The 20,340-nt window shown below is 41.0% G+C and carries 18 protein-coding genes and 1 tRNA gene; 3 read left to right on the top strand and 16 right to left on the bottom strand.

The genetic code is table 11. From position 1 onward, the window contains the following. The 10 genes from DWB79_RS06350 to fic form a co-directional block, all read right to left on the bottom strand. Positions 1–1,284 (bottom strand): amidohydrolase family protein, encoded by a 1,284-nt coding sequence (locus tag DWB79_RS06350; protein ID WP_016523209.1) that lies wholly within the window; start codon positions 1,282–1,284, stop codon positions 1–3. A 206-nt stretch (positions 1,285–1,490) separates the two neighbouring features. Then, positions 1,491–1,745 carry a BrnA antitoxin family protein gene (locus tag DWB79_RS06345; protein ID WP_016523208.1) on the bottom strand — a complete coding sequence of 85 codons (255 nt, stop codon included), beginning with the start codon at positions 1,743–1,745 and terminating at the stop codon, positions 1,491–1,493. Then, positions 1,717–2,022, bottom strand: a complete 306-nt coding sequence (locus tag DWB79_RS06340; protein ID WP_016523207.1) for a BrnT family toxin — start codon at positions 2,020–2,022, stop codon at positions 1,717–1,719. The genes DWB79_RS06345 and DWB79_RS06340 overlap by 29 nt, the downstream gene beginning before the upstream one ends. A 388-nt stretch (positions 2,023–2,410) precedes the next feature. Further along, positions 2,411–2,483: transfer RNA gene (locus tag DWB79_RS06335), tRNA-Thr, on the bottom strand. A 142-nt stretch (positions 2,484–2,625) separates the two neighbouring features. Beyond that, on the bottom strand, positions 2,626–3,072 hold the full coding sequence (locus DWB79_RS06330) for an N-6 DNA methylase (RefSeq protein WP_016523206.1): 447 nt from the start codon (positions 3,070–3,072) through the stop codon (positions 2,626–2,628). Positions 3,073–3,331: 259 nt separating this feature from the next. Next, the gene (locus tag DWB79_RS06325; RefSeq protein ID WP_016523205.1) at positions 3,332–4,378 is read right to left on the bottom strand and encodes an SIR2 family protein; all 1,047 of its coding nucleotides are present in this window, start codon (positions 4,376–4,378) and stop codon (positions 3,332–3,334) included. Positions 4,379–4,387: 9 nt separating this feature from the next. Further along, positions 4,388–5,551 carry a Piwi domain-containing protein gene (locus tag DWB79_RS06320; RefSeq protein ID WP_206180980.1) on the bottom strand — a complete coding sequence of 388 codons (1,164 nt, stop codon included), beginning with the start codon at positions 5,549–5,551 and terminating at the stop codon, positions 4,388–4,390. 19 nt (positions 5,552–5,570) lie between these two features. Beyond that, positions 5,571–6,254 carry a hypothetical protein gene (locus DWB79_RS06315; RefSeq protein ID WP_206180977.1) on the bottom strand — a complete coding sequence of 228 codons (684 nt, stop codon included), beginning with the start codon at positions 6,252–6,254 and terminating at the stop codon, positions 5,571–5,573. Continuing rightward, on the bottom strand, positions 6,232–7,554 hold the full coding sequence (locus tag DWB79_RS06310) for a restriction endonuclease subunit S (protein ID WP_016523203.1): 1,323 nt from the start codon (positions 7,552–7,554) through the stop codon (positions 6,232–6,234). The genes DWB79_RS06315 and DWB79_RS06310 overlap by 23 nt, the downstream gene beginning before the upstream one ends. Positions 7,555–7,650: 96 nt before the next feature. Further along, the gene (gene fic, locus DWB79_RS06305) at positions 7,651–8,526 is read right to left on the bottom strand and encodes a protein adenylyltransferase Fic (RefSeq protein ID WP_016523202.1); all 876 of its coding nucleotides are present in this window, start codon (positions 8,524–8,526) and stop codon (positions 7,651–7,653) included. Between the two features lie 290 nt (positions 8,527–8,816). On the opposite strand from fic, the gene DWB79_RS06300 reads away from it, so the two are divergent. After that, entirely contained in the window at positions 8,817–10,325 is a 1,509-nt protein-coding gene (locus tag DWB79_RS06300) for a carbon starvation CstA family protein (protein ID WP_016523201.1), read from the top strand. Positions 10,326–10,591: 266 nt separating this feature from the next. Here DWB79_RS06300 and DWB79_RS06295 read toward each other — a convergent pair whose 3' ends face one another. The 5 genes from DWB79_RS06295 to grdC all read right to left on the bottom strand — a co-directional run bounded on the left by DWB79_RS06295 (position 10,592) and on the right by grdC (position 16,694). Beyond that, positions 10,592–11,695, bottom strand: coding sequence for a D-alanine--D-alanine ligase family protein (locus DWB79_RS06295; RefSeq protein WP_016523200.1), 1,104 nt, complete (start codon positions 11,693–11,695; stop codon positions 10,592–10,594). A 93-nt stretch (positions 11,696–11,788) separates the two neighbouring features. Continuing rightward, the gene (locus tag DWB79_RS06290; protein ID WP_016523199.1) at positions 11,789–12,931 is read right to left on the bottom strand and encodes a tetratricopeptide repeat protein; all 1,143 of its coding nucleotides are present in this window, start codon (positions 12,929–12,931) and stop codon (positions 11,789–11,791) included. 51 nt (positions 12,932–12,982) lie between these two features. After that, on the bottom strand, positions 12,983–13,801 hold the full coding sequence (locus DWB79_RS06285) for a PilZ domain-containing protein (RefSeq protein ID WP_016523198.1): 819 nt from the start codon (positions 13,799–13,801) through the stop codon (positions 12,983–12,985). 197 nt (positions 13,802–13,998) lie between these two features. Beyond that, positions 13,999–15,147: a glycine/sarcosine/betaine reductase complex component C subunit alpha gene (gene grdD / locus DWB79_RS06280; protein ID WP_016523197.1), complete on the bottom strand. Its 1,149-nt coding sequence runs from the start codon at positions 15,145–15,147 to the stop codon at positions 13,999–14,001. Beyond that, positions 15,144–16,694, bottom strand: coding sequence for a glycine/sarcosine/betaine reductase complex component C subunit beta (gene grdC, locus DWB79_RS06275; RefSeq protein ID WP_016523196.1), 1,551 nt, complete (start codon positions 16,692–16,694; stop codon positions 15,144–15,146). Before grdC ends, grdD begins: the two co-directional genes overlap by 4 nt. Before the next feature lie 320 nt (positions 16,695–17,014). On the opposite strand from grdC, the gene DWB79_RS06270 reads away from it, so the two are divergent. After that, positions 17,015–17,539: a cysteine hydrolase family protein gene (locus DWB79_RS06270; RefSeq protein ID WP_016523195.1), complete on the top strand. Its 525-nt coding sequence runs from the start codon at positions 17,015–17,017 to the stop codon at positions 17,537–17,539. Positions 17,540–17,615: 76 nt separating this feature from the next. Further along, positions 17,616–18,407, top strand: a complete 792-nt coding sequence (gene nudC / locus DWB79_RS06265; RefSeq protein WP_016523194.1) for an NAD(+) diphosphatase — start codon at positions 17,616–17,618, stop codon at positions 18,405–18,407. 90 nt (positions 18,408–18,497) lie between these two features. Here nudC and DWB79_RS06260 read toward each other — a convergent pair whose 3' ends face one another. After that, positions 18,498–20,264, bottom strand: a complete 1,767-nt coding sequence (locus DWB79_RS06260; protein WP_016523193.1) for a thiol-activated cytolysin family protein — start codon at positions 20,262–20,264, stop codon at positions 18,498–18,500. Between the last annotated feature and the right edge of the window lie 76 nt (positions 20,265–20,340).

Raw genomic sequence — 20,340 nt, 5'->3', positions numbered from 1 at the left:
TTATATCTCCTCCCGTTTATCCCATACGCAACGGCCTTGTACGAATTTTGCAACCATGTTGTGCCGTTCCGTCAAATAGAGCGCACGTTCCAGCCGCTGCTCAACGGAAAAATCGGTACGTACACTCAACTGCGTATCATCGATCACTACCGCATCGAACCAGAAGTTTTTTTCAAAGCTGCCGGTATCGCCGAAGAAGGAACCGCCGCCTTTCGTTCCAAGGTATAAGGCCTCCGATACGGAAAGTGCGCGCTCTCCTTCATAAAAATACCGCCGCATTTTTGAAACTTGAAGCGCTGCCATCATCGCCTTAAAAAGAGATAGTTGAGAACCGGCAGCCACATCTGAGCCGAGCCCGATATGAACGCCCGCATCCAAAAGACGCGCGATCGGGGCAATGCCGCTGGTTAAATTGATATTTGATTCGGGACAATGCGCAATATACGTGCCGCGCCGAATCAGCAATTCTATTTCTGCGTCGGTAGGATGCACACAATGAGCGAGAATGGTTTTATCGGTTAAAAGACCGTAGCGGTCGTATACCTCAGCATAGTTTTTGCATTCGGGATGAAGTTCCTTCACCCATGCGATTTCTTTTTTATTTTCCGAAAGGTGGCTCTGTATAGGCAAGTGCCGGGTTGCTGCCAACTTGCCGAGATTATCCATTAAAGCGGGCGTACACGAAGGTACAAAGCGGGGCGTTATAATAGGAGCAACGGTATCATCATTTTTAAATGAATCAACAAAGGCTTGGGTCGCGGCAAAAGAAGATTCCGCCGTTTCGCATAAGTAGTCGGGCGCATTCCGATCCATATTCACCTTGCCGACGAGGCACTGCATCTTTTTAGCTTTTAGTAAATCCGCCAACACACGGTTGCCACTGTTATGAATGGTACCGAAGATTACCGCGCGGCAGGACGGACTCGCTTCAAGGTCATCGGTAAAAAGCCGATAGCTCTGCAAAGCGTAATCCGCATCGGCATATTTCGCTTCTTCGGGAAAAGTATAGGTATTCAGCCAATCGATGAGCTCAAGCTCCATCCCCATGCCACGGAACGCATACTGCGGCGCATGAACGTGTAAGTCAACACAGGCAGGCACGATAAGCATATCGGAAAAATCAAAACAGGGGACATGCTCCCATGATCCTTCCGGCAATGCGGTAACAAAATCGATTATTCTTCCGTTTTCGCAAAGCGCATACGCATTCGGATGCGCTACAAGACGGTCTTTTGTTACGGCTGATATAAAATCACCCTTAACGACAAACTGTGTCTGACTCATACTGCAATACCCTTATACCAGTATAGCACGGTTCACCGCAAAAACAAGCAAAAAAACGCAAAAAACTAATTTTTTTTTAGGATATCTCACAATATATGAGAATTAATGAAGTAATTAAAAAGGAAAAGATAAAAAAGCCAACTCTCGGACTTGAACCGAGTACCTGCACGTTACGGCTCGGTTATTTTTGCGTTTAACAAAGTCGATTAAATTTGTCCGTTGTTGACGGCATCCATTAAGAAATCATTTACCTTTGTTTGCCAACCTTTTCCCATTGCTCTAAAGTGGTCAATAAGATATTTGCTCAATCTGATTGATACTTGCTCTCTTTTTGGCTTGAAGTATTCAGGGTATCGAGGCTTAAAACCGGAAAAGTCCGTAATTTCAGGAATATCCGATAAATCAATGTTCTTACGGAGTTCCGCCACTCTTTCAGCAGTTAAAGTTTTTTCTTTGCTCATAATAAAAAGCCTCCTCCTTTTTTGTTGCCAGACGTGAAGAAATAAGCCTTGTTCTATCACGTTCCGTATACACAATCGTGATTATTACAAAACCGTTCAAACTCCCAATCCCTATTAGTCTTTCTTCCTCAAGTGTTGAATGTTCAATATCAATCTTTTCGATAAAGTATGGATCATTAAACACTTCAAGAATTGCATCAAATGAAAGACCGTGTTTTTTGATGTTTATCTCATTCTTGTTACTGTCCCATTCAAATTTTCCGTGAACAACCATCATAAAAACACCTGTTTTGATATGTCTATATTGTATTTCTTTTATGTATTTCTATCAAGGTATGCATAGTAACAAAAAAAGCAGTATACTAATCTACCACGGTACAGTCTCTTGTCTGGTTATTTTAAAATCTAAATCAACACCCCCGATGCAGAGCATTGCCGAGGAACGGCGGGTATTAAACCTTCCGCACGAATAAAAGTCTTTTTTCTTTGTTTGGGATTGAAAAAGGATATGAGACAGCCATAGTAAAGACTTTTATCGCAGATACTGAAAGCGAACATGTATTGGTTTTATGTACCGGGGCATAGCATAATCTTTAATATTATCGTCCCAATTGTTCGAATAACGTATTTTGTAAATAATGATAACACAATCACTTACTAAAAAAAGCCAACTCTCGGACTTGAACCGAGTACCTGCACGTTACGAGGGTGCTGCTCTGCCGGGTGAGCTAAGTTGGCAAGTAAAACAAGCTGAGGCTAGTTTACCAAAAAAGGCTTCCTCAGACAAAGTTTGAACAGTATACGGAAAAAGAACCGTTACGTCAAGGAAAAAATTGACAAACTTATTCAGATATTTTTAGCTCTTATAGAGATAATGCCCCTATCTCAGCCATTCCTTCAAATCCGCTAACAGCGCATCGCTTTTCATAAATGACTGGTGCAGTAGCTCCAGCAATTCCGCCGTGGTGTGCGTCACTTCTTCTTCCTTTATATACGGATTTTTTATATCCATGTTATAGCTGTTGCTTTTTAAGGTTTCAATACTGACCTTCCAGACGTGTTCATTTTCGACACGGCTATTCCACCATGCTTTCAGCGGTTCAAACTCGCTCTTCCGAATAGGCTTTGTTTTGGAGTAGGATTTCTGACTCTCCGGCAGTTTATGCTCCCAGTACCAGATTTCCCGTGTCGGCTCGCCTTTTGTAAAGAACAGTAAATTTGTCGCAACGCTTGCATAGGGCTGAAACGCGGAGTTAGGCAAACGCACAATCGTATGCACATTACACTGTTCCAAAAACTCCTGCCGGATTCTCTGCTTCTTTGTCATCAAGAATTTTAAGCGTAATCATCCACCCCAGCTATTCAATGCGCGGCGCATCCCCCGAAACTCCCTGATCTTTCCGCATAATGTTTTGCTATGATTTTATAATTCCACCAATATTCGGCATATATACTCCTGTTATTTTTTTCATTTGGGCGTTCCCGCCGCAAGCGGCGGTCGGGCTTTCCGGGGTTATCATTCCTCCGCTGCGCTCCGGAACACGCCTCCGGCGTGCCCCTCCAATCCCTAACGCTGGTGTGTTTTTCTAAAAAGGATCATCATTTTCTCCCAATAAATCTTCAATTATTTTACAATTGAGAGAATCCAACCACGCTTTTGCTTTTTCAGGGATAAATTGAATTCTATTTGCTATTTCTTCATTAATTTTTTTTATTCTATTGCGTTCTTCGGCCTCGTTTATAACTGGTGCAACTGAAATAATTTTTTTATTCTCACCTTTTTTTAATGCTTGTGAAAGCATTCCATTAATATGTTCATCGTTAAAACTATAGCCTATGCAGATAATTCCTTTTGTATTGCTGGACAATGTTTTTTTTCTGAAAACATTTACTAAGTATAAAAAAGGATCAACATATTGTAATTTATATGCAGTTCCAAAGATAATTGCAGTTTCCTCAGGGATTATTTTTTCAGATTCTTTAATTTCACCCGTATCCGTTTTTTTCCAATCTATCGATCCATGCAACTTATATAAGATTATCGGTTCTTCTATAGTTGAAGATTCATCAAGATTTTCCCAATGCCATATATGGTCAAATCCAAAACCACGCTGTATATTTACCTCACCAATCGATTTTTCCAAACACAGATCATAATTCAAGGAAAAAATTGAAATAGGAAAAGTATACTCTTTTTGAAAATTGAAAAAATTATTATAGTATTCGTAATCTTCTGATGTTTCACACTTTGTCCAGACATTGCATAATTTATCAAGAATAAGAGTTTTTAATTCTCTTATATTAATCAAATTTTCTCCACATAATTCGGTTAATCGTGGTATCCAAGAGCCTATGAAAGGATATAATGGATGCCCATAACTTTTTAATAATTCTTCCATTGTGTTAACAATTGTCTCAATATTAACTGCATCTGGTGAGAAAATTCCTTTTATACCAGCAGCATTTACTATCCCACTTTTAATACAATAATATAAATCACGATATTTTCGCCATTTCTCATCAGATATTACTAATTCCTCAACATTTTTCATCATATCAGAAGAAATTGGTATATGAGCATCACAACTTGCTCCTGCACCCAATAAAAAAATAAAACTATCAGACTTTAACATATATACCTCTTATAAGAACCATGGTGTAAAATTTTCAATATTAATAGGCTCAAGATTATACTCATCGAACGCAGAAACAAATTTACTAATTAGCTCAGCATATAATAAAGAAATTGGAATTGATTTTGCATTAAAACCTCTCCAATTTGCTCCTGACAGATTTATTGAATCTTGTAAATAATCATTTATTTTTTCTGAATCAAGATCATCAGGATAATCTATATCTATTTTTATAGGTGCACCAATTCTATGATGTACTGCAAATTGACCATATTGCTGTCCTTCAAACCATATAAGAAATCTATAAAAAGATAAACAAATTTTTGTACTTTCGAGAGGAATCAAACTATTATAATCTTGATCGAAGCATATATAATCATGATGATCATCAAATCTTAATATCGCTAATGTTGAATTATTAGTTATTTTAATATTATCAAGAGTTTTTTTTATTATTTTTATATCCTTATTTTTCATTCTAAAAGATGTATGTATCACAAAAGAGGAATAATCATTATTATATTCTTCAACTATCTCTTTTATAGACTTTGATAAATTATATGCATAGTCATCTGGATTATTAGTATTAGCTAATATTCTAATTCCTTTAAACAATCCTGTTGTATCGGTCAGTATGGAATAAGAAAAAAATCTATTTATTTTTGAATTTTCATTCCGTTTATATGTTTGCCCAATACCAATTATTAAACAGTTATTAGTTTTTGGAATTACAATCCAAGGACTACCACCAAGTTTTGAAAAGATTTGAATTGCAAGGCTTGAAACACTCCATTTTAAGATATTATCATTCATGACTTTTGCAGCACTGATAAATTGACTTGGCATTTTATTAACTAGAAATAAATATTTTAATTTGTAATATAACTTTTGTTGTTCGGAAGTTGCATTTTCCTTATTCCAAGGAACGATTAGGATAGGAACGATAAAGCTATCTGGAAAATTCATTTTTAATTCAGAAATAATTATATTAATTGCATCTTCTGTATATTCATCAACACCTCTCCCTAAAACAGTATTTTTATTTAAAGGAAATTGAAACATTTTCTCCATCCCAAGAAATGTTGAATATGTTTTCCCTTCAAGAGCATTATATAATTTATATGAAAAATTTTTTTCATTATTTTTATAGATGAAACAAATTTTTGATTTCAAACTATCAGCATTCACTTTACTAAAGGGACCAAATTTTTTTAATTCCTTGGAATTGAGAATTATCTTGTTGTCGATTACCAAATTCATATCTTTTTGTCATTAATGTTGTTGCTATAACTGTTTCAAATGATTTTTTTACAAGAACACCTTGAAAATAAAAAATTTTCTCATAGTATTTATTTATAAAGTTAGTTATTTTAATATTTTTATCAATATAATAGTCCTTATTCTCATGTCCATTTTTATCTAACGATAAACTTCGTTTTTGTATTTCTATAGAAAAAGGCATTTCATCTCTTTTTTTAAATCGATAATTTAAAATAAACCCAAAGTTCTTGTTTGAATTTAAATATGTAGGTGTAATTGAAATAACTTCATCTCCATAATAATCTGAATTCACTACAACATCAATACGATACGTAAATTTTCTAAATATCTGAAAGTTCATTTCTTGTGTTTTACAATTTTCATGCAATAAGTTAAACAAATACCATTTTGTTAAATCTATATTATCAAAAGATGTGAACTCTTTTTTTATATAATTTTGATATTCACAAAAAGAAATTCCATATAATTCTCCATTAATCCTTGTAAAATACAACAATTCATTTTTTTCAAACTGATTATATTTTTTACAAAACATTGAAAATGAGAAGCTGTTATTCTCAATAGGTAGAATATTAATTTGCAGTTGTTTTTCCATAAGACATCTTCTCCTTCAAAGCATTTTTTAAAACGCCTTGCATGATTTGATTTATATATCTTTTGCATTGTGAGACTTCGTGTTCTAGTTGTTTGTACTTCGTAAACACTGTTTCGATTTTCTCAGCTATTTTATTTTGTTCTGCTAATGGTACAATTGGAATTTTGATAGAAGACAATTGAGATTGATTAATTTTGGGCATTTTTACCCTATTATCAAATTTATAAACTTCAACATCAAAATAATCAGAAAGCATAAGATATTTTATAAAATGCTTGTTCATTTTTGTATTAAGTGGATACATATCGGCAGAACAAAGACCTTCAAAATCTACATAAACAATTTTTCTTAATCGAGGACGATTTTTTGAATATAGTAATACATCTTTGGGAAATAAGTGATTTACACTGATAACTCCTTTTTCTCTGACAGTCCGTAGATTCTCTAATAATTCACCAGTACCTTTTTCTATATCATCCGGGGCAATTTGGATTAAATCTAAATAATCAGAAGAATTTACAATATGTGTTTCAATCGAAATAACATCTCCCCATCTCACCCACTTCCACCCGGTAGGAAGTTCAAAAGGTTTTTCCGCATCAAGAATCGGCGGTAACGCTTTCCGTTTTTTATCAACTTTCCTTTCCTTCTGTATCAGCTCAAACAAAGCCTCTGCATCGTAGTCGGAATTGCCTTTCTGCACCGGATGTTCTTTGCGCCAATCAGCGGTAAGTTTGCCTTCTATAGCATCCTGTAAAATATTCCGGCGAAGCTGTTTTGCGTATCCTTTTTGAGTTTCTATTTCTTTTGCAAGTTCATTTACTCGTTTTAGATTTTCAGAAATTCTTTTTACAATTTGCTTTTGTGTTGGTAAATCCGGAAGTGATATTTCTAACGGTAAAAATACTTTCGACTTTATTTCAGTCTTTATTCCGCCTTTTGCTTGCTTTTTCAGTGTTTCGATAAACGCAGGACTTTTGACAAAGTATTTAAAATACTCTAAATCAACAACTGAATCATCGAATATATATGAAGAATAGTGGATTGTTGCTGTAACGGGTTCTGTTCCCTGATATACTGCAATAGCCCCTTTTGCCACGTTAATTCCGGAAATAACCAAATCACCCGGCTGAACAACAATCATATCGGTTTTAGAAGGTTTTTCGGAAATATGAATTGTTCCGGAAAAATCTATTTTATCGAGACGTTTATATGTTGCGATAGCGTTATCATCGGGTTTGTATCGGCCTTGCCGTTCTGTCAGGAACTCCCCAATCCTCACTTTCTTCCATTTTCCCATCTTTTATTCCTTCAGTAAATCACTCATGCCCCAAGTATACCCCTTTTTGGGATATATAGCAAAGATATGTACCAAACATTCGGAAAATGGTGCATATTACTCCGCTTCTTCGTAATAATAGGAATAATCAATCCCTTTCATAAACATTTCACGGTCATTGATTTTGTCCGTCAGAGCATTTTGCAGCAAAACCTTTATTTTGCTTGACTCGATTACGCTTTCCGCCATAGCTTCCAGATATTCTCTTTTATTGATTTTGCTCCAATCGATGCACTTTTTTAATGTACGCTTAAGGATTAAATCCAGCCATATCCTTGTTGTTCTTCCATTACCTTCACGGAAAGGATGGGCGATATTCATCTCGACATATTTTTCTACGATCTGTTCAAACGTTGTATCCGGCATTTTCTCTATTCCGGCAAGATTTTGTTCAAGGAACTCTGCTGCCGCAAACTGAAAACCTCCTTTTGAAATATTTACGGTTCTTATTTTACCGGCAAAATCATAGAGCCCTCCAAAAAGATAGGCATGAATCTGCTGTAATCCCTGTATCGTCCCAACTTCAATACTATCCAGCAATGAACTTTCAAAAAGCGCGTATGCCTTTGTTTTACTTTTTGCATCTATTGCTTCTTCAGAATAGGTAAACCACTGGATAAACGGCACGGATTTATTGTTCGGAAAATTTTTTGCAAGCTCTATTACTTGATTGTAATCAATGACGTTTGATAACCGTTTTTTACCGTCAGGCGCGGTAAGTTTAAACTGGGTAGTAACACTACCCAGTTGATTATTCTCTTTTTTCAGTTTTGCTTTTAAGTATTTCCAGTAGTTACGGTTCTTTTCGTATTCGCGTTGTTCGTTTAAGACCCCGATAATATCAAGCACACTAAACCACCATTTGGACTGTTCTTCATCCCAAACGGCGCGAACTTCCGTATCATTAAAAAATCTAATCGATATTTTATCCATCTTGTTCTTTATTATACCACATTATACCACGGTTTTCTTCCATTATGTAGTGGATATGTATAGGTATGTCGTAGGGGAAATCATGATTTAGGGCATCGCTAAAAAACTGAGATTTTTAGAGATGCCCTTGGATATCCGCGCCGATTTTTTAATATCTTTGCGCGTGCAATAAAACTCTGTTTTTTTATTTACAAATAGAATAAACGGATTTATACTTTATATGTAATGGCTCAATAGTAATGCAAGCTAAGGGGTCATTCATAAATTCAATTCACAGGAGGTACTCTTTTATGGTAACGTTTTTGCTGTGTGTTGCAGCGCTCATTGTCGGTTACTTGGTGTACGGTACGTTTGTAGAAAAAGTTTTTGCTCCGAATGAAGCAAATCGGACGCCTGCTATGGCTAATCCTGACGGAATAGACTATGTTCCGATCTCAAAACCAAAAGCTTTTTTAATCCAGCTTTTGAATATTGCCGGTTTAGGGCCGATCTTTGGCGCAATTTCCGGCGCTTTATGGGGGCCGAGCGTTTACCTTTGGATTGTCGGCGGAACGCTGCTTGCCGGAGGTGTCCACGATTATCTTGCAGGTATGTTATCGGTGCGTAATGATGGCGCCAGTATTACCGAAATTACCGGTAAGTACTTAGGGCATACGATGCAGAATATCATGCGCGTATTCGGCTTGGTACTGCTTGTTATGGTCGGCGTCGTATTTATGGTAGGGCCGGCAGGTCTTCTTGCGCTGTTAACTCCCGAATGGCTCAATGTAAAAGTATGGACAATCATCATTCTTGTATACTATTTCCTTGCGACTCTCCTTCCGGTTGATAAGGTTATTGCACGGTTCTATCCGATTTTCGGTATTTTCCTGATTTTAATGGCTGTTGGCGTTTCGGTTGCGACAATGCTGAACAATGGCGTCCGCCCAATGATGGAATTGACGCTCGAAAACTTGTATCCGAGTGCGCATCAGCGCCCCATTTGGCCGTTGATGTTTATTACGGTAGCGTGCGGCGCTATTTCCGGTTTCCACGCAACCCAGTCCCCGATTGTTTCACGTACATTAAAAAATGAAAAAGAAGGACGTTGGGTTTTCTACGGCGCAATGGTTGCCGAAGGTATTATCGCAATGGTATGGGCATCGGCAGCGATCGCTTTCTTTTGGAATAAAGACGGCTCAGGTACCGGTCTTAAAGCGCTCCTCGATATCGGTGGCGGAAATTCAAAGTCGGTATACACAATCTGTACCGGTCTCCTCGGAACGGTCGGCGGTGCAATCGCCATGGTCGGCGTTATTGCATGTCCCATCACTTCGGGCGATACCGCGTTCCGCAGTGCGCGTATGATTGTCTTTGACTGGTTTAAACTTGATGAAAAGAATCTGAAGACACGGCTTTCAGTTGCCGTACCGCTGCTGCTGATTGGATACTGTATTTCGCTTATCAATTACAATGTTGTATGGCGGTATTTCTCGTGGTCAAATCAAACGCTTGCAATGATTGTGTTATGGACGGGCGGCGCTTACCTTGCGACAAACTATTCTAATCGGAACCGATGCTGGATCGCGGTTATCCCCGCAACCTTTATGTCGGCCGTTTCCGTTACCTATCTTATGTATGCGCCGGAGTGTTTCAATCTGGTTCGGCTCGGTATGCAGGGAATTACGATTTCTTATGCAGTCGGTATTGTTGTTGCAGCGGTGTTCTTTATTATCTTTATGACAAGAATTTATATGCGGCCTCAACAGAGCCTCGAAAGTCAACAGAAGATTATTATCGGACGTGCTCATAGTAAATAGTAAATAAAAAATCTTTAAAAATCGTTTTTAGAGATGCCTAGCTATTTTACTAAGGAGAAGCCGCCGATTGTTTCGTTCGGCTTCTCCCTTACAGTAAACCTGTTCGGAAACTTCCGTTTCTGAACAGGTTTCCTTGAAATGCGATGTTCACGCATCGTGCTATTTGTGCGATTTAGAACTCATCGACCTATTCGAAAACGCAGTTATCGAATAGATCTAGTGGTAATCTTTCACCCGCTTTTTTAAAGCGAGTACACCGTCCGCTTTTACTTCCAATCCGTTCTGATTTGCCGTGTGGAATTAAATCGCTCTATCGCAAGATCGAATAAATGCATGATGAGTTCCCGATATGGCATTCCTGAGGCTTCGCACATCTTTGGAAACATCGAGATAGCGGTAAAGCCCGGAATGGTGTTTACTTCGTTTAGATAGATTTTCTTTGTTTTTTTATCTATAAAGAAGTCAACCCGTGATAAGCCGCTTAAATCAAGCGCTCGGTAGGCTTTGCCTGCAATACTGCGGATTTCTCGACGCTGTTCGTCGTCGATATCGGCAGGGATTTTCAGCTGCGCTCCGTCAGGATCAGTATATTTTGCATCATAATCGTAAAATTCATGCGAGGGGATAATTTCTCCCGGCGTATAGACCACACATTCATCATTGCCGGTTACGGAACATTCGATTTCGCGCGCGGCAATACAGGCTTCGATCAGTACCTTGCTGTCCCAGAGAAACGCTTCCTGCATCTTTTGCAGCAGCTCGGTGCGGTTGGCTGCTTTACCGGCGCCGACGGAACTGCCGACCCTACAAGGTTTGACAAACATCGGGTATTCCAATTCTTTTTCTGCCTGAGTGATAAAACTTTCGCGTTCTCTCGGGTTATCCCATTGGAATTTTCTTACACATAAGAATGGAACAATCGGCAACTGCTCATGCTGCCAGATTATCTTTGTCTTTTCTTTGTCCATTGCAGCGCTACTTGCAAGCACGCCGCCGCCGACATACGGGAGATCAGCCATTTCAAATAAACCTTGGATGGTGCCGTCCTCTCCAAAACTGCCGTGTAGCACCGGAAAAACAACATCCGTAGCAATCGGCTTACCGTTTACTGATAAACCGGATGTAGTACCTCCACCCGGGATAACGGCAACACGTGCTGTCTTATTACGCTCTATTGTTAGTACCGCGGATGTATCCTTGCGGATGTGTTCTAAGAGAGACTCAGGCTGCAAATACCATTCACCGTTTTTGGTAATGCCAATTAAATGTACGGTATGTTCGCTACCGATAGCACGGACAACAAAAGAAGCGGAGACCAGCGATACCTCATGCTCGCCCGATCTTCCGCCATAGATAATTGCTATATTCATAGTATACTCCGCATTATTAGGATACTGCTGCTTGCCTCAAAAACTCTGTCGAATTTTTGAGCGATGACCATTCATACCTCAGTATCGTATCCTTTATGTATTTTCCAATTTTTTTAAGATTTCACCGGCGAGCGCATCTTCGGGATAAATATCAAGAACTGTTCTAAAAAAAGCCTTCGCTTCTTCCGTTTTTCCTTCTTTTAACGATATAGTCCCTAAATTTGAAATAATTTTGATATTCTCCGGTTCCTGCTCAAGTGCGCTCATCAGCCACCGCCGGCTTTCACCAAATTGGTCAAGCTCCATTAAACAGATGGCAAGCTCGTTGCAAATATCGCAATAGGCAACAGCTAATTCTTTTGGAGTCTTTTTTCCAAGTTCCAGACAATGCAGGAATGCTTCCGAAGCGTCCTTCCATCGTTCCTGACGGCGCAGCGCCCAGCCGAGTAAAAACCACGCATTCCATACCTTAGGATGAAGTTCCAAAAATTCTCGTATTTTTTCAAGCGCCTTTTCTTCTTCGCCCATCTGAATAAAATCAAAAGCGCCTTTAAAAAGCTCATCATCAAGCGCCTGTGTTTCTATCCATTCAATGAGTTCGGAAGCCTTTTGCTTACGCTGTGCCGTTAATTCATCTTGTGCCGTTTCAATATGTAAATATGTTTCAAATACGCTCTTTGCTTTAGGAAAGCTTTTCTGGCGGATAAAGAAAAAGCCTGCATTAAAAAAGGCATCAGGTAACGGCGGTTCTGCTGCTAATACCTCTTTATACGTTTGAAAAGCTTTGTCGGTATAGTACTCGGCATAATCCTCTGCTCCCGCTTGTTCGTAAAAATGAGAACGTTCATCCATCAGTAAGGCAATGTTCAATTTTGTCTGGATATGTTCGGGGAATAGCCCTTCAAGTGCAAACAGCAGCTGTTCGGCTAAGTCAAAATCGGCGTTTTTTATCTTTAAAATTGCAGCATTGGTCATTTCTTCGAGGATATTTGGACGTAATTCCTTAAAAATATCCCGATAGTACGCAATATGCTGATTATCTCTTTCGTATGCAAATACATCAAGCATACCGGCTAAAATCATCTCTTCAGAAATACTCTCCGCTGTAAAATCTTTCTCTTCATCTGTTAGAAGGAGCGGAAGCGGTATCGATGAATCAAATCCGGGAATTTTTGCCGCTAAAGCATATTCATCAGGCACTTTGATATAAATAAGTTGCTTATCGGAGTTTTCCATTTGTATGTATCCTATTGCCTTACGAAGGTTTATTTGTGCTGATTAACCTCGCTAGAGGTAGGTTTTACGTTGCTGGTTAAAGTATTGAGTTAATCGTATTTTATACGCAAGCGGCACTGTTGAGGGTGTATACGTCATCGCAACAGCAATCAGGTCTTTCCGTTTTTCTACCAACTCCGCTCTGATAATTTTACCGCGCAATCCAACAATGACGGTAGGATCATCAAAGTCGAACTTTAGCACACAATCTTTATTGAGCAAAAATGGAGCAATACCTGCCATAATGAACTTTGCACCGGAAAATGAAATATCTCGTACAATACAGCGTCGAGGAATATTTTCGATGTAAACAATTGTTTCTTTTTTTGCCAGCGAGAGTTTTCGCATTGCTTCTGCGTTTAATTCGATACGTTCATCACCACGCTTAGTGGTATTCGCTTTTGCATCGACAAGAAGCCCCAATTTTTCAATTAAATCGTCGGGAGCGCGCTGTGTGTATTCAATATTAAGCAGAAGTAAATCGGGTGTTACCGTATATGGTGTGCAGCTAACCACTTTACCGGAGACAAAGAAAGAGAGATCGCTTTTTCCATTCATTTGTAAAAAAGAAAACCACAGTGAAATTGCTGTGGAACCTGCGCATATTTTTTCGTATATTCCACAATGCTGCGGTACGATGACCTTTGCTCCTATCATCGAAGAAGAGTTAATGACGCATGGCCAGGGTCCACCTTCGGAACCGACGCAGCGTATTGACGATTGCTGCGCGTTAAGATTCATCGCTTGAATGACTTCTTTTGTAAAAGTTATTTCTGCTTTTTGGAAAAAATCGTAATACCTATTAAGCTGTTGACTTGTCAGGAAACCCATACTAATAATAATAAATTTATTTTATTAAAAGGTCAAGCGAGCTTCAACAGGGTAAACGCATCAGATTTTTGAGAGTATAATCCCGCAAAATAACCGGCTGTATCAGCAGAATTTCACCGCTGCGCGGTTCAAATGCTGCTCCAGCCGGTTATTTTGCGATATGTTTTTAGCTGTCTGATGCGTTTACCCGATTTTGATTATATATAGTTCGCTGCGGTTAAAATCTTACGCGCTTGTTCGGCGTCTTCACCGGCAAGCAGGATGACGGGGCCGGTACAGCCCATGCCCGCTTCTGCATAGATGTTCTCTTTCCAGAGCGTCTTGCAGGCATTTTCTATGTCGATAACGTCGATGCCGTGGATTTCTTCCGTAACAACCTTCTTAGGCGGTACTGCGACTGTCTCGGCGCTTGCTTCTTTTGCGGCGCCGAACGAGTCGAGTATGGCTTGCAGCCCTGCTTTTTCGGCGGCTTGTATCTCGGCACGGCACAGCGCTTGTAGGTTTGCCTGAGCGCTGTGCGCAGCATACGCCAAGGCTGCGGCGATAACCGGAGCGCCCGATGCACGGGAAACAATCGCGACGACATCGGTCATATCCTTACCGGCGCAGGGGCCGTAACCGGAACCGGAGGCTTCGTAACTACCGCCTGTTAAGAAGGAGCTGAAAAGCTTCATCAGCACATTGCCGGTTAAGGTATCGCAGACCATCACATCGGGGGTGCCCTGCAGCAAATCGTTGCCGCGCATACGTACCCCGCCGTCGGCGCGGTGCGATTCGGTAAAGTGTATCGGATAGCCCGCTTTTTGCAGCTTTAACAATGCTTTTTCAATCGTTGCAACGCCGTCGATGTTTAAAAGCCCGACCGTCGGATTTTCAACACCGTTTGCTTTTGCAACGGCAATTCCGGCAAAGGTGTTTAACAGCATTGCCTTATACCGGTCGGCATCGGAGGCGCCGGTAGTGGACGCAATAAACATCTCTTTGCCGAAGCCGGGCGTTACTACTTTTCCGATTGTCGTAACGCCGAGCGGGAAAGTGTAGTGCATTGTTACAGCGGCTTTTATTTCGCCCGTTTTAAACAATTCTTCCATTTTATGATGCGCGTCCTCCAGCGTCGGCGCTTCATACCAGCGGAACCCCTCGGTTTTCGGGCCGCCGATCAGCACAATATCCAATCCGGGATTGGCATGGGCTGCCAGCTTTGCCGCGCGGATAAGCTCCGCTTCTCCGTGCTCGCTGCCGGGGACGGTTAAGCCGACCGGAAAAGCTTCCGCAAAGGCGCCGGTTTCCAGTCCCTTCGCCATCAGGCTGAAGACATCGGCTACTTGTTGTTTTGTACTGCTCATTTTGCTCCGTCCTCCGCTAAGATACGGGCAGCAACATCGCGCATAGCATCGGCTACAATCTTCTTAATTTCCGATTCACCGGCGCCGCCCGCAGCACCGGAACTTCCCTTGCCGCTGTTTGCTTCTATTAAAAGGCTTAAACCGTCAAAGAGGTTTGTCAAACGGCCGAGGAACAAACTGCCCTTTCCGATAATCATCGCACGGTGCAGACTGCCTGCGAGCATATCCCGCCGTGCATGGCCGATAAAGGGAACGCCGGAGGGAATATGTCCCTGCGTAGGCGCAAAACCTTCCACGCCGTATTGCTTTACAAATTCCGCGATTTTTGCGCGTTCGAGCTGTCCTTTCATAACCGCAAGCGCGGCGATCATCTTTGTGTTTGCTTCCGGCACATTTCCAGCGCCCGCAGGAGCGGTAATTTCATGGTTCTGCAATTCCGCAGCGAACTTTTCGACATCGGTAATCTTCATCCCTGCGGCGTTGAGCGGATCGTAGATAAGCGCTGTCATAACCGCCTGCGGAGAAGAACCGGAAGAAATCGTATGTTTACCGATGACATCGGTATTGATAACGGGATTTACACCATCGTCTTCCGTAATTAAAACGGCGAAACCGCCCACCATATCCTCAAGGAGCGGCATCTCTTTTTTAACATGATCTTTACCGTTCATACCGAGCTTAGGCACGGAACCGCCGGCGACAACCATCACGTTCTTAAAGATACCCGACCGCACAAGGGCGGCGGCATTTGCCAATGCGTGTACCGGCGCTGCACAGAAACCGCGGATATCGCAGCCGGTTGCATGAACGCATCCCGCTTTTTCACCGACGGATTTTGCGATATTTCCGCCTCCGCGCTGGTTCACATCGCCCGCAGCTTCCTCGGAACACTCGATAATATAATCGATGTCCGCTGCATTGATGCCTTCAAGTTCTGCGAGGTGCCACGCGGTTAAAATACCGCTTCCCTTGGTAACAAGGTTTTCGAGCATCGTATGGGCGCTCAAGTTCGGGTCGGTGTCATGCGCTTGCTTGACACAGCCGACCAGAATGTCATTGTCGTATAAACCTTCCGCTGTATGCGATTGCACCAATTTTTCGATATCGGCCTTGGAATGGGCTTCTCCCAACGTAATCGCCTTATCTTTCATTAACGGATGATTTTGAATAATCGTTGCCGCTTCGGCAGTAAATTCTTCGGTTAAGTATACCAGTTCAAAGACGTCGGCATACTTCATCAAGATGTAAAGTTCTTTTTGCGTTGCAATTTCGCCGAACGGCCCAAAGCGGTCGGCTTTTTCGGTGCATTTAAACCACGGCTCGGGGATGCCGGGCAAATCTTCAGGTTTTTTGTTTCCGATATACACCTGATTGGGCGGATATTGAACAGCTTGCTCAAAGGTTCGTAAGTGAGACGGAATTGCGGCAATATAGGGATCGGCAGGATCTTTTGCAATCGCTGCGGTCTGAGTTGAACCGTTCCGTTTTAACAGATCGGGGCTGTATGCTAACGTATAGCTCGCCCCTTTAATCACTGCGTTTTTCATAATACATCCTTCTTGATAAGATATTGAAGCACCTCAAAAAATTTTAATTTTTAGAAGGTACTCAGTTAGAAAAATACCGTCTCATATCGATACACGGTTTTTCCTATAATATGGTAGCATTAACTTAATTTCATAGCCTACACTTTGAAAATGCTCTTGTCAAGCATTCATTTTTTATAGAATTTTTTATAGAAGACAGTGTTCGGTTTCTTATTGATACATGCCCTCGTCCGTATTTGAAATAAATGATATAAAGTTATATATGGAGAGATACATCCAGTTGTTCCATCAATAAATTTGAGATAGACGGAGGATTTTCTATGAATGATGTGTTGGCTGTTATCGATATGCAAAATGATTTTGTCAGCGGGAGTTTGGGTACAAAGGAAGCGCAAGCGATTGTTCAAAATGTCGTAAAAAAGATTGAGACTTTTAAGGGGCACATTGTATTTACGCAAGATACGCACCAAAGTTCATATCTGCAATCTCAAGAAGGAATGTTTTTACCTGTTCAGCATTGCATAAAAAATACGGAGGGATGGGAACTTGTTGCTCCGATTAAAAAGCTCATAACCGATCAAGTCTATGAAAAGCCTACCTTCGGTTCGCTTTTGCTGGCGGAATCTTTAAAAAGTTTGCATGAAAGAACCCCAATCCATTCTATTACACTGATAGGATTGTGCACGGACATTTGCGTTGTATCGAATGCGCTGTTGTTAAAAGCCTTTTTTCCCGAAATCCCCATTCATGTCGATGCCGCTTGTTGTGCGGGAACAACGCCCGAAAATCACAAGGCGGCGCTGCAGGTTATGAAGATGTGCCAAATTATTATCGAAAATGAGTAAGCATCATTTTTAGCAATCGGGATATGTTGGGATATGTCGATTTGACTTAAACCGATAAAAGGATATACTGAAACACATGGCGCTTATAGATTGTCCCGATGGGGCTGATTTTGAATTCGGTGTTTTAATACAAAAGAAAAATATTTTTATTTTAGGAAATGGACAGTTGCCGAACGGTAACGAAGTATCTAAAGTTCTTAAAAAATATAATGATAGTGATATTCTCGGTCTTTACGGTGAAAAGGCATATCACACCTTTGCGGCAGCCTTATCGCCTGATGCGGCAGAGCCGGAAGGCTTTAAACGAATACCGTATCGAAGCCTATTTGTAACGGAACCTGCTCAGTATGCTGCGATTGTAGCACGGGCAGCGCTTTTGCTCGATTGGCTGCAGCATACAAAGTATTGTTCTTCTTGTGGCAGCTGTCTGCATTTAAGTGTAACCGAAACAGCGCTGGAATGCCCACAATGCCGCAGGGTATGTTATCCCGTGCTTGCGCCGTGCATTATTGTGCTTATCAGCAAAGGTGAACAAATTCTTTTAGCGCGGCATGTACAGCACATCTCCGACCTTTATACCTGCATTGCGGGCTTTATCGAAGCCGGTGAAACGGCAGAAGAAGCCGTTGTTCGAGAAATACGCGAAGAAGTCGGCTTAACTGTCAAAGATATCCGGTACCGCGGAAGCCAAGGCTGGCCGTATCCCAACCAGTTGATGCTTGCCTTCCGCGCCGAATATGTTTCGGGCAATATTACCGTACAAAAGGAAGAGCTATCGGAAGCGGCATGGTTTACACGCGATGCATTGCCGCCGATACCGCTCCCCGGTTCTGCCGCGCACCGTCTTATCTGCGGCGATTGGTTTTAAGGTTACTCTGCTTGTGTCTAATAACCTGTACAAAGTTTTATCTAAAACTTTGCACAGGTTGTTTAAAATCAGTGCATCGCCCTTTTCTTGTTAACTCTCTTTTTCAACTTTAAATCGAACATCGAATACCAGTGTTTCAGTGGGATATCCTTCACGATGGAGCATAAACTGTTGTAAGGGGCTTTTTTTGAATGTATTGACCGTACGAATGGGCAGCTTGGGGCTGTCTCCTTGTGGATATCTTACAAAAACTTGTTGCCCACCGCCTATCTCTCCTTTTATATCGAAGGAAAGCTGAATAACAGAAGATTCGTCCGGTACGATAATACTGTTCGGCTGCGCTTGCGGTTTTACATTATCATTGCGTTTAACCGTTAGTTTCGGTTTTGTATTATCGTAGTTAAAGATGATTTGCCTCAGCGTATCCCTATCAAGCGGCTGCATATCGACTGTCCCGGTAATATGGGCGGACGGGAATCCGCTACCTTTGATATTTTCTACCGTTGCAGTTACCTTGTATCCTTTTGCAGGTATCTCAATACGTTCGACAGTCTTATATTTTTCACCGTATTTGATATAAGCGATGGCATTATCATCCAAGAACCGTAGTTGATACTTAATAATGTGTCCCGGATTCTTTGCGGAAAAGCCTTCTTTTACAATATATTTTTGGAACTGTTTAAGATCGGTAACAGCCTCGCTACCGCCTCCGATAATATTGATCGTAATTGTTGTTCCCTTTTCCAGTCTTTTGATTGCAGTATCAATATCGGCTTCGGCATGGTTTGTGGTCGTAACTTTAAATACGGTATCGAGATTGGCTTTAAGCTCGGACTTTTCCTGATCGGATTCAATGGTAAGATAGGCGATGCGCCCGTAAGAAACCGACGACACATACACCGGCATCCGGTTCCCCACAGCTTCGCGCGGTATATTGATCATAAGCGGAGCCGCTTCTTGATTTACATCGACGGTGTAAAACGTTTCGACGAATTTGATAAGACGCCGTTCTTTTTGTTCTCCTTTCTTAAACTTAAACCCTGCCGCTATCTTGCTTTTAATTCCGGCTGCACCGAAACCTACACCTATTTTAAGCTGCGCCTCGAGGCTTTTTTCATTGGTAATTTCCATCTCTTCATAGCTTGAATGGGCAGAGGCATGATAGGTAATACTTTGGCTGAGAATCTGATTTCGTAACTCGCGATATGCTGCTAGATTCGGGATGATTTTACCGGAAGTAATGCCCGGTTTCCCGGTTTTTCCTTCTTTATCTTTTACTCCCTGTAAATCAAAAGAGATTGTTGCGGTGCGTTTATTACCTTCGGTAATTTCTTGATAGCTTTCTTTATCAAGACTATCACCTCGTAGAACGGCGCCGGGATAGATTGAGTTCTGGGCAGGATCGAGTAGGAGATTGTCGTCAAAAGCGGCTGAAATATCATACTCGACCTCTTTTTCAATGTACTTTACTATCTTTCCTTGTTCATTGAATTGCGGCTTTGTTTCATCGCCGATCTGTCGTTCTTGTATAATCATTTCGCGTAACTTCTGCGGCGACCGTGAAAGGATATCGGGAATATCAAGTCCTTGGTAGGTAATCTTTCCCTGCTCATTGTTTTGATTACCGGAATTACCGCTGTTTTGCCCACTATTCGTATTTTTTCCATTGTTAGATTTATCCGTTTTGGATGAAGAATTGTTTGTAGGTTTTTGCGGTGTTTTTTCCGTTTTTACCTCTTTGAGTAACGGCTTTGCCGGTTGTTGACATCCTGTTATGCTTATTGCTATAAGCCAGAACAGCAATACGGCACAGTATTTGATACACGTCGCGGATTTTATCCGTTTTTGTTGTTGCATAAAAACCTCCTTGCGGTTGATGCTATATGTCTTATAAAGCACGCGACGCAAACTGGCTTGAAATTCAGAGGAAAAA

Source organism: Treponema medium (assembly GCF_017161265.1).
In the GTDB taxonomy this organism is placed as follows: Bacteria; Spirochaetota; Spirochaetia; order Treponematales; family Treponemataceae; genus Treponema; species Treponema medium.
This window is presented reverse-complemented; position numbering and strand designations above follow the sequence as displayed.